Below are 1,965 nucleotides of genomic sequence, written 5' to 3' on the forward strand. Positions count from 1 at the left end.
TTTTTCAGAAGCGAGGCCTGCTGCGCAAGTCCAGCGGGAGCAAGCTCCCTCGCCACAAAAGCGTGCGTACTCTGCCCACAAAGCTGCATCGAGAATCATCGTGCCCGCGTCTTCAGATCGCTTCACCCCCGCCTTCGGCCTCGGCAATCCGCACCTGCAAACCTTGTGGGGGCCGCTGTGGCGCAAAACCGTCCACCTTGATCGCGAGCGGGAACGCCTGTGGCTGGACGACGGGGATTTTCTCGATCTCGACTGGCATGGCCCGCACAGCGCCGAGGCGCCGCTGGTGCTGGTGCTGCATGGGCTGACCGGTTCATCCAATTCGCCTTACGTCGCCGGGATCCAGGCCGCGCTCGCCGCGCAGGGCTGGGCCAGTGTCGCGCTGAACTGGCGCGGTTGCTCCGGCGAACCCAACCTGCTGCCGCGCAGTTACCACTCCGGTGCCAGCGAAGACCTCGCCGAGGCCATCAAACACTTGCGGGCCAAGCGCCCGCTGGCGCCGCTGTATGCGGTCGGCTATTCATTGGGCGGCAACGTGTTGCTCAAGCATCTGGGCGAGACCGGCAGCGACAGCGGCGTGCTCGGTGCGGTGGCGGTGTCGGTGCCGTTTCGGCTCGATCAGTGCGCCGACCGCATCGGTCAGGGTTTCTCCAAGGTCTATCAAGCACACTTCATGCGCGAGATGGTCGCCTACATCAAGAACAAGCAGCGCCAGTTCCAGCATGACGGGCGTGAGGATGGCCTGGCAGCCCTGGCGGCGCTCGGTTCGCTGGAGAACATGCGCACCTTCTGGGACTTCGATGGCCGAGTCACCGCGCCGCTGCACGGTTTCAACGATGCCGAGGATTACTATCGGCGAGCATCGAGTCGCTACTTTCTCGGCGAGATCCGCACCCCGACCCTGATCATCCAGGCCGCTGACGATCCGTTCGTATTCCCCCACAGCTTGCCGACGACCGAAGAATTGTCCGCCAGCACCCAGTTCGAACTGCAAGCCAAGGGCGGGCACGTCGGCTTTGTCGATGGCACGTTCCGCCAGCCCGGCTACTACCTGGAACGGCGCATCCCGCAATGGCTGGCCCGTGTGACGTCGTGAGCGATAAGGGCGAGTCGATCCGCTTCTGGCAAACCGCGCCGCTGGCCGGGGTCGAGTTGCTGTCGGCGCGCTACATCGAGCATCGCTTCGCCCCGCACGTCCACGACGGTTATGTGATCGGCATGATCATGGCCGGCGCCCAGCGTTATCGCTATCGCGGCGCCGAACACCTGGCCGGCAGCGGCACGCTGGTGCTGATCAATCCGGACGAATTGCACACCGGGCACAAGGGCACCGAGGACGGCTGGCTGTACCGGGCCTTTTATCCCGATACCGGACAGATCGTGTCCTTGCTCGAAGAACTGGAACTGCCCTGCGCGCCGATGCCGGCGTTTGGCGCGACGCTGTACCGCGACCCGGATCTGGTCAACGGTTTCTGTCAGTTGCATCGCTTGCTGGAAAGCCCGGCCACCGCGCTGCAACAGCAAACGGTATGGCGCGAGATGATGATGCTGCTGTTGCAGCGGCATGCGGCGGTGCAGATCAACGGCAGCCCGGGCAAGGAACATCGCGCGGTGGTGATGGCCAAGGAGCTGCTGCACGCGCAACTGGCGGCGCCGCCATCGCTGGAAGAACTGGCGGCCGCAGTGAATCTGTCGCCCTTCCACTTCGCCCGTGTCTTCCGCCGCGCCACCGGCATGCCACCGCACACCTGGCTGATGCAGCAGCGCATCGCCACGGCCCGGGGTTTATTGCAGAGTGGTTGCCTGCCGGTGGAAGTCGCCATGCAACTGGGCTTTGCCGATCAGAGTCATCTCAGCCGACAGTTCAAGCAGGTTTACGGGGTTGGGCCGGCGGCGTATCGCAGTGCCCGCGTGGAACGCTAAAAGATCGCGGCCTGCGGCACGCCAGCCCCTGTAGGAGCTGCC

General features: G+C 64.6%; 2 protein-coding genes. Both read left to right on the forward strand.

Features of this window, described 5'->3' with window-relative positions; genetic code table 11:
- The first annotated feature begins 100 nt into the window (after positions 1–100).
- The gene (locus HT737_RS13690; protein ID WP_182402877.1) at positions 101–1,096 is read left to right on the forward strand and encodes a hydrolase; all 996 of its coding nucleotides are present in this window, start codon (positions 101–103) and stop codon (positions 1,094–1,096) included.
- Positions 1,093–1,923, forward strand: coding sequence for an AraC family ligand binding domain-containing protein (locus HT737_RS13695; RefSeq protein WP_374011165.1), 831 nt, complete (start codon positions 1,093–1,095; stop codon positions 1,921–1,923). Before HT737_RS13690 ends, HT737_RS13695 begins: the two co-directional genes overlap by 4 nt.
- Positions 1,924–1,965: the final 42 nt, after the last annotated feature.

Source organism: Pseudomonas sp. MD195_PC81_125 (assembly GCF_014060985.1).
Taxonomy (GTDB): domain Bacteria; phylum Pseudomonadota; class Gammaproteobacteria; order Pseudomonadales; family Pseudomonadaceae; genus Aquipseudomonas; species Aquipseudomonas parakoreensis.